Origin of the sequence: Frankia sp. CcI156, assembly GCF_001983015.1 — a bacterium.
GTDB lineage: Bacteria > Actinomycetota > Actinomycetes > Frankiales > Frankiaceae > Frankia > Frankia casuarinae.
Genome location: NZ_MOMD01000101.1, coordinates 1 through 7718 on the forward strand (window position 1 = coordinate 1; position 7718 = coordinate 7718).

At 68.0% G+C, this 7718-nt stretch carries 7 protein-coding genes; 1 reads left to right on the top strand and 6 read right to left on the bottom strand.

The genetic code is table 11. From position 1 onward, the window contains the following. A partial coding sequence (locus CcI156_RS23110) for a transposase (protein WP_139341586.1) occupies positions 1-487 on the top strand: 487 nt, incomplete at its 5' end. Positions 488-518: 31 nt separating this feature from the next. Here the strand turns inward: CcI156_RS23110 and CcI156_RS27985 are convergent. From CcI156_RS27985 to CcI156_RS23140, 6 genes are all read right to left on the bottom strand, one after another. Beyond that, entirely contained in the window at positions 519-980 is a 462-nt protein-coding gene (locus tag CcI156_RS27985; RefSeq protein WP_083718779.1) for a tyrosine-type recombinase/integrase, read from the bottom strand. Between the two features lie 87 nt (positions 981-1067). Then, on the bottom strand, positions 1068-2093 hold the full coding sequence (locus tag CcI156_RS23120) for an XRE family transcriptional regulator (RefSeq protein WP_254847581.1): 1026 nt from the start codon (positions 2091-2093) through the stop codon (positions 1068-1070). Positions 2094-2384: 291 nt separating this feature from the next. After that, positions 2385-3578, bottom strand: a complete 1194-nt coding sequence (locus CcI156_RS23125) for a hypothetical protein (protein WP_083718781.1) — start codon at positions 3576-3578, stop codon at positions 2385-2387. 23 nt (positions 3579-3601) lie between these two features. Further along, positions 3602-3874 (bottom strand): hypothetical protein, encoded by a 273-nt coding sequence (locus CcI156_RS23130; RefSeq protein ID WP_011435464.1) that lies wholly within the window; start codon positions 3872-3874, stop codon positions 3602-3604. A 2-nt stretch (positions 3875-3876) separates the two neighbouring features. Next, positions 3877-6564, bottom strand: a complete 2688-nt coding sequence (locus CcI156_RS23135) for an SUMF1/EgtB/PvdO family nonheme iron enzyme (RefSeq protein ID WP_076808228.1) — start codon at positions 6562-6564, stop codon at positions 3877-3879. Then, positions 6561-7352: a class I SAM-dependent methyltransferase gene (locus tag CcI156_RS23140; protein ID WP_023842187.1), complete on the bottom strand. Its 792-nt coding sequence runs from the start codon at positions 7350-7352 to the stop codon at positions 6561-6563. The genes CcI156_RS23135 and CcI156_RS23140 overlap by 4 nt, the downstream gene beginning before the upstream one ends. Positions 7353-7718: the final 366 nt, after the last annotated feature.

A 7718-nucleotide genomic window follows, 5' to 3' on the forward strand; every position in this document is an offset into this window, starting at 1 on the left:
GCTCGCAGCCCTCAACGGCGAGATCGCCCGGCTCGAGGAGCAGGTCGCGGACCATTTTGACCAGCACCCGGACGCGAAGATCCTGCTGTCCCAGCCCGGCCTGGGACCGGTCCTCGCGGCCCGGGTGCTCGCCGAGTTCGGTGACGACCCGACGCGCTACGCCGACGCGAAGGCACGGAAGAACTACGCCGGCACGAGCCCGATCACCCGCGCCTCCGGGAAGAAGAAGACGGTCCTGGCCCGCTACGCACGCAACAACCGGCTCGCCGACGCGCTACATCAGCAGGCGCTCTCGGCCCTGAGCGCATCCCCGGGCGCCCGGTCGTACTACGACGCGAYCCGCGCGCGCGGCACGTCGCACCACGCCGCGCTGCGCCAGCTCGGCAACCGGCTCGTCGGAATCCTGCACGGCTGCCTCAAGACCCACACCCCCTACAGTGAGGCAACCGCATGGACACAGAAAGCAACACTCGACGTCGCCGCTTGACAACGAAAACCATGGGATGTCTGACCTGCAGCTAAGCATTTCTCTCCCTATCCCCGGAATGCTCCTTGATCGTTGTGGGCGGCACGTGGGCGCGGGGAACTGCATTCGCGATTGCCTCCGCTGCGGCCCGGCCCGTCGACCGCAACAGATGGGCGTACAGATCCCCCGTGATCCGGGTAGAGCTGTGCCCGTGGCGTTTCGAGACGAGCGTGATGTCGACCCCCTCAGCGAGCTGGATCGAGGCCGAGCTGTGCCGCAGATCGTGTAACCGCCGCCGGGACAGCAGATCCCGGCCGAGCTCGTCACCGGGCAGGAGCTCGAAGGGAAGCGGGCCGTCGAGGGTGAGGGCCGCGCCCGCCCCGCGGYGGCGCGGGCTGCCACCTCGTAGTCGTAGGCGCTGACCTTCAGCGCATGCTCGCCCGCTTCGAGGAAGAGCCTGGCGAGGACCTGGAGCTGGGTGGTTGCCCGRCCGGGGAGGATTCTGGCGGCCCAGGGGACGAGGCTGGCCAAGGAGTCACGATCGACGGTGAGACGCACCCGCCCATTGTGCGCCTCGTACGAACGGATGTTCGGATACGGCTCAGGTGGCGGTTGGAGGAAGTGCGGGCCGTTCGGCGGCCTGGACGAGTACCCCCAGGTCGTGGACTGCGGGCAGGGCGGGCCAGCGGGCGTCCATCTGCCGCCACATCTGCCCGGCGACGTCGACAACCCAACTCGTTCGCTGTTCCCCGACAGCGGCCAGCGCGGAGCGTGCGGCATCGGCGGCCCGTTCGGGGTCCGGCTCGGGTCGGCGTAGGTAGCTGCGTGCGAGGGCGTTGTATGACCCCCCGAGGTTCCCGGCACGCCCGGAATCCGCGTAGGCCGCGATAGCGCGCCGGGCGTGCTCCTCGCTCGCGGGATCGGCGAGTTGAGAGAGGATCGCCGCGCTCTGGGCGAGGGCTTGATCCTCGTCAACGGCGACCGTTCCGGGCAGAGGGCCACCGGTCCACAGGTTTGCCCACATGTCGTCGAGGGCGTGGCGGGCTGCCGCCGGATCGCCCGCACGGGCCGCGGCGCGGGACTCGCAGGCGCCGAGCATGGGCCGGGCGTAGGGGTGGGCGTCCTGGCGCCGTTCGGCGGCGACGGCTTGGGCGCGGTGCGGCTGGTTACGGAAGAACGCGAACGAACTGTCGAGCACGGCGACGCAGTCCGCGAGGAGCCGATCCCCGGCCTCGTCTGCGTGCTGGCCGGCGAGGTCGAGGTAGGTGTCGGCTGCCWGGGTGTGGCCGAGGTCGTTAGCGGTCAACGCGAGGTAGAGCGCGTACTGGCCTGCGCGGGTGTCCAGGGTGGTGCGGGTCCGGCCGCGGACCCGGCCGTCGAGGAGCCGTTCTACGGCGAGCCAGCCCGTTTCGACCCGGGGCACCAGCAGGCCCGCGGGTGTGGCGGTATAGGCCGCGGCGATGTCGTGCACGTCCCGTTCGATCTCGCGGAGGGTGCGAGGAGCCAMAGCCGATTCGGCGATGCGGTCGGAGATCGCCGCCGCGGTGTCCGCGGTGGCGAACAGGCCGGCTGCTGCCATGCTGCCGCCGATGAGAGTGCGTCGGTTCGTCGGGCTCGTCGGACTCACCTCCTCCGCTGGTTCCACTGTCGGGTCATTCCCCGTTGTCGCGCTACCCCTTCGCGCGAGATTGGGGCGGAATCAAGTGGTCATGGCGACACATGCCCTGCCAGCGGATTGTCGAAAACTTCGACTGGCTTCGCACCGTTCAATGTCTGCTGTGGCGTCTGCCGTGGCCGTCCAGTCAACTGTGCGGCCGCAGTATCAAACTCCGCCGCCATCCCGGTGCGCTGGCGACGGAGCGTCCCTTTCCGGGGCGTGGCCGAGGTTCCGCTCGGCTTCGGGAGCCCGTTACTCCGGTTACCGGAGAGAACGGAGCAGGAGCCGGCCGAACCGGGTGAGGAGCAGGGCGCCGGAACCGGCGAGCGCGGCGAGCACGCCGATGAGGAGGTCTCGCGCCGAGTTCACGCCGAGGACCTGGAGTACCGCGAAGGCGGCGCCGAAGGGCAGGCCGACGACGGTGATGACGCCGAGCGCCGCGCCGACCTGCTGCCCCTCCTGGGTCTGGGCGATCCGGTTCAGGTCGACGATCTCGGTGAGCACGGCGTCGAACCGCTCGGGCAGATGGTGCTGTGCCTGATAGGCGGTGAGGATGTCGTTCGCCGGGCCGTGGGCGCTGGCGTCCCGGAGCCAGTAGATGTTGCGGAATCRCGCGGCCCGTTCTTCGAGACGAGCAAGATGACGGGTAAGGTCCTGGGCTTCGAACGCGCGGGCCGCCTCGGCGATCATCTCGRTGATGGCCACGTTCTGGATCATGCCGATCAGGACCGCGTCGAGGTAGGTGGTGTGGGCGTAGAGCTGGGCGAAGCCGAAGAACGCATCGTCGGCGCCGTCGTCGGGGCGTAGACCGAGAAAGGCGGCGCCGTCCCGGGTGACGAGCCCGCGCCAGTCTGCGGAGAGAATCACTCGTCCGTCGAGGAGCTGGTCGGCGTGGTCGGGATCCGGCGGGTAGTCGGCGTTGGCGGTACGGGATGCGAGATGCCACAGCCAGGTGTCCGCGGTCGACCAAGAGTCGATTCGGGCGGCGTCAACGGGTCGCGGCGGGTCGGCTTCGGGAAGGGTGGGGAAGGTCAGGAAGGCGATTGTGAACCTTCGGGCCGACGGCGCCAGGCGGGCCCAGGTGGGCAGCGCCGAGCCGAGGTCGGGGGGTGGGGTCGCACTGCCGCGCCGGCCGGCGACGGCGCGCAGGACGTCGAGGAGCTCGGACCCGCCGGTCTGGATATGGACATGGACGATGACGAAGGCGCGATCCGGCCGGTCCGGGTCGGGTAGGAGGATCTCCGTCCCGAAGATCGGGCTGTCCGTCTCGCCGGTGGGTGCGGTGCGCTGCCAGCGACTCGGCCGGTCAGGCGTGCCGTAGAGGATGCGTGCGCAGGCGGCGCTGAAATAGGTGCTGCGTGCGGCGGTGGTCGCTTCGATTTCCTTGTGGCGTAACGGCAGCGGACCTTCCGGCCAGTCCGGGGTGCCGGTGAGGAAGGCGGGACAGACGACCACGAAGGAATGCCGTCCCGGCTGGTCTACCGGTAGAATTCGTCGACCTCCGGAAGGTCCAGTCTGATCACGAAGTGAGCTCGGCCGGTGGACGGGTCGACCTCGAAACGCACACGCTCCCCGACGATGATCGTGCGGAATCCTTCGGTGACGATGTCGCTGTAGTCGAAGCCGTGGATCTCGCCGGTCTCGTCGTCGCGAACCAGGTAGGTGGCGGTGACCCGGTGGGGTCCGCTGCCCAGCGGCTGGCGGTCGACGATCCGGCCGAACCGCTGCCCGCTGTCCGGCTCGCCGGTCATGGTCACGCGACCTCCCGCACGCAGCGGAACCCGACGGCGTTACTGCTGCCCCGACGTAGGTACAGGGCCTTCGACGAAGTCTGCACCGCCCGGTACGGGTTGTCGTAGGAGCCGCCGCAGATCACCGCGGAGTTGATCCCGTCGAACACGGTCTCGGTCCATTCCCACACGTTGCCGGACATGCCGTGCACCCCGAACGGGGACAGGTTCGCCGCATGATCGGTCACCGGGGTCGGGGCGCAGTCCCGCAACCGGCCGCCGTCGATCTCCTGCTTCCAGACCTCGTAGGTCACCAACGGCCGGCCGCTCCACGCGTCGGCGCAGTTGACCGCGGCCAGGTCGACGCCGTCTCCCCAGGGGAACAGCCGGCCATCCGTGCCCCGGGCGGCGGCCTCCCACTCGACGCAGGTCGGCAGCCGCTTGCCCTCGAAGCGGGCGAAGGCGTAGGCACTCCACCAGTTGACGCAGTTCGCCGGGTAGTTATCGTACACCGGATCGGTGAAGTACTCCGGGTTGCGCAAGCGTTCCTGCCATGGTTCGTGGCTGTGGCCTGGCGGAGTGTCCGGATGATCCCACTGCGCGCAGCCCTGCTCGGCGACCGCGGCGAGGAACGCCTTGTACTGCCCGACCGTCACGGGGAACTCGTCGAACAGCACCGGCTTCTCGATCTTTCGAAGAAGGAGGCGGTGGCTCGGCCCGACCAGGTACGTCGCTGCCGGCAGCGTCCGCGGGGGCGCGGGGATCGTCTCGGCGCCGAGGTGGACGAGGAACTCCCGGACCTGCTCGGTCAGAATCGGTTCGGCGTTGCTGCCCGCGGCCTCCCGTCCGGCCGCGGTCCGCAGGTAGCGCGCGGCGAAATACTCCTGGAAAACGGTGTGCACCAACGCCACCGTGCCGGCGCCGGCCGGACGGAACAGGGGCGCGAGCAGTAACGTCTCCAGCGTGACCCGTCCCTCGGCGAAGCATTCGATGCCGACGTGGGTGCAGATGTCCGCCAGAGTKAACACCGCCTGATCGGCCAGGAACGCCGGGCCGAAGTAACTCTCCAGCCTGGGCTGGAGATCAGCGAGCCCGGCGGTGTTCAGGACCTGCCCGATGCGGGCCGGCACCAGGTCCGCGAGGTGCCTGGCCGCATCCACGGCGGGCCCCCGCGCGAGCTGGCCGGTCTGCTGAGCGAGCCGCAGTTCCAACGGCGAGACCGAGTAGACCCGCTCGTCCGCGTGCAGCTTCAGGTCACCGAGTCGGACCACGCTGAACTGCGGAAGCTCCAGCGGATCGACGCCGTTCGCGTGCAGCTGCTGGACGAGCTGCTCCGAGATCAGCGACGAGCTGTTCAGCAGCCGGCGGACCTCGGGCGAGTCGGCGAGGAACGAGTAGCGGGACGACATCACGACCGTCGACTCCGCCGACAGCGCCTGCGAGACGTCGGAGAACACACCGAGGAACGCCTCCAGGCTCGTGTTCGGCACCGCCTCATCGATCGCGTCGAGCACGCACAGCACGGAGCCGGCCCGGATCAGGTACAGGAAGACGTCGAAGACCCGGTTCCGCGGAACCGTCATGTACGGGTTGAGGGTCCGGGTGACAAAGTCACCGAACTCCTCCTCGGGTTCCTTCAGGCTCATGTCCAGGTAGAAGCGGTAGCGATGCCGTGCGGGTTCCGAGCCGTCCGCCGCGAGCTGCTTCAGCAGCGTCGTCTTCCCGCTGCCCGGACCACCAATGACGAGGATGTTCGCCGAGGTTCCCGCGAGACGGCGCAGGATCTCCCCGGCGTCGAACGTCTCGGTGACCGTCATCTCGCCGGTGTGCTGGTCCGTTTCCAGCACATCCCCAGCGATCCTGAACGGCTCCATGTCACGGGGTCTCGTCTCCGGGTAGCTGAGCGTCAGGGCGGACAGATGCGACGGTACGTCGACGATTCTCTCCATGAACCGCTCGTAGGCCACGATGCGGATCTCACCGTCCGCGAACGGCGCCACATCCTCGGACGGCTCGTCCTCGACGATCAGAAACCGGGTGTGCTTCGGGAGCTGGGTACTGAGGATCTCGCCGCCGGTCGTAGTGAGAAGCTGGTTCAGCTCCTCCAGGCTGCGACTGAGCATGATCTCCACATACTCGGCCTGCAACCCGATCTGCCGGCAGAACAGCTGGTAGACGGTGCTCTCGGACAGCTCGAACCGCTTGATCGCCTTGTAACCCAGGGTCGCGTACAGGCCCGAGAGGAACTCGGCCTTCCGCTCGACGAGCGGATCAAGGCCGGGCGCGTCACCGGTGATCGCGGTAACGCCGGTGCTGGTGAACCAGTCCAAGACGTCCAGGAGCCGGCGCACGGCGAGAAGGCCGTCCTCCTCGGCGATCTCATAACCGTCATGCGACGAACGGTTCCGAAGCCGCTGGATGTCGGTAAACGCGTTGATGATGTTGGTACTGCGGATATGCGGCCGGCAACCTTTGATCAGATCGTTCAGCGCCTTGCCGGACGGGTCGCCCGGAACCTCACGATGGGTCCACAGCTGCTTCAGYAGCCGTTCGGCGATCTTTCCGATGAGCGAGACGGTGTTCTCCGGATAGCCGTCACTCAACGACTTGATCGGCCGGGTGAAGTCGAGGCCGAGATGTCGCGCGATCCGATCATGACCGTTGAGCTCGCCCTGCAGCCGATGAAGACGGTCATCGACGGTCTCGGTCACGAGACGGTCCTCCTCCGGGTACCGAGYACGAAGGCGAACCGGTCGGGAAAGAACAGCACCGGTTCCGGATGGCGGGCGTCGATCTCGGCCACGCCTGCTTCGATCTGGTCATCATCGAACGTCGAGAGCAACGACATGTACCGACTGCGCACCATCGCCAGGTACCGGTCCTTCGGGATGCTCAACGGGTGGTCGCGGTACGTAAGACTCGCGGTCAGGCCCGCATCGCGCATGTGGTCCGCGATGTCGGCAGGGTCCGGCTGCAGCTCCTCGAACCGCTCCAGGGCCGCGACGAACAGCGGGTACGAGATCCGGATCGGCAACATCACGATGAGGAAACGGCCACCGTCGCCGAGAAGGCCTGTGAGCCCGGCGATGACCCGCGGACGGTCGGCGGGGGCCACGTGGTGGATCGCCTCTTTGATCATCACCACGTCGAGTGAACCGGGCCCGACGGCCGTCGTTGCGTCGGGGCTGGCCGCGCCGGCGAGCTGCTCCGCCGAGGCGTGCACCGGGCGAAAACCGGGATCCGAAGGCAGCTGGCTCAGCATCCCCTCGGACGGGTCGGCGCACAGGATCGGCGTCGACGGCCGGACGATCTCGAAAACCCGGCGGGTGTACAGTCCCGTCCCGCACCCGACGTCGATGATCCGATCGTGGGAGGTCAGGGTGAGCGCCCCGGCCATCTCCCGGGTCATCCAGTCGAGGAAGACGTCGCTGTAGGTCCAGTTCTGGTCGTACGCGCCAGCGAGGCGCTCATAGTGTGCCGACGTTCCCGGCTCCGCCAAACTGGATCACCTCCCGCCCTGCAACCCAAGCGGATCGTAACCGATCGGCTCCCCAACGGCTCCGGATTGGGACAAGTCGGCCAACGAGCATGACGCCCTGCCATCGCCTCTGGCGACATAACCGGGAACCCTGCTCGTCCCTCCGACGACCACGGTTCTCGCGAGAGTCGAGCCGGGCCAGCGGGTCGGCCAACTGTCTGGCGTTGCGTTGCGCTGCGCATAGCCGGCATAGCAGTTGTTCATGAGGACGTGGGTCGTGGCGACGTCGTTCGCTACAGATCTTGAATGGTCGGGGTCTGTTTGATCACATCCGGTCTGTCCGGGTATGACCCGGCCGTGTCCGACGCTTGTATCGGGCATGAGGTA